The sequence below is a fragment of the Rhizobium sp. 18055 genome, from assembly GCF_902706285.1.
Lineage (GTDB): Bacteria > Pseudomonadota > Alphaproteobacteria > Rhizobiales > Rhizobiaceae > Rhizobium.
In genome coordinates this window covers 1-384 of sequence record NZ_CACSKD010000503.1, presented here as the reverse complement: position 1 = coordinate 384, position 384 = coordinate 1, and the positions used below count along the sequence as shown (strand labels likewise).

1 protein-coding gene is annotated in these 384 nt (G+C 62.0%); it reads right to left on the bottom strand.

All coding sequences use genetic code 11. The features are described from left to right. The coding region (locus GVL52_RS30220) for a terminase family protein (RefSeq protein ID WP_200848085.1) at positions 1-384 on the bottom strand (384 nt) is incomplete at both ends.

Sequence of the window (384 nt, the reverse complement as noted above, 5' to 3'; positions counted from 1 at the left end):
TCCCACGAGTCCACCATGCATTTCTGCAGCTCGGCGAGCGGGAACACGCTGTAGCTGTCGTCAATGAACCCGCACATCAGCAGGTTCTCGAATTCCTCCGGGCTGTATTCGAGGCGCAGCTCGTCGATGTCGAACAGGTTGCAGCCGCCGCGCATCGCGTCGATGATCGTGACGATCTGCCGCCAGATTTTGTCCTCGCCGGTGAAGCCGCCCGCGAGCCTGTCGTGCGAGATGTCGAGGGCGATGCGCTCGCCCTTGGCGCGCTTCCTGTTAAAGCGGTCGCCGTTCCACAGAGCGAACGCAGGGTGCTGGATCGAGCTGGGCGTCGAGAAGTAGGTCTTGCGCCAATGCTTGTGCATCGCCATGCCGGAGGCGACCTTATTC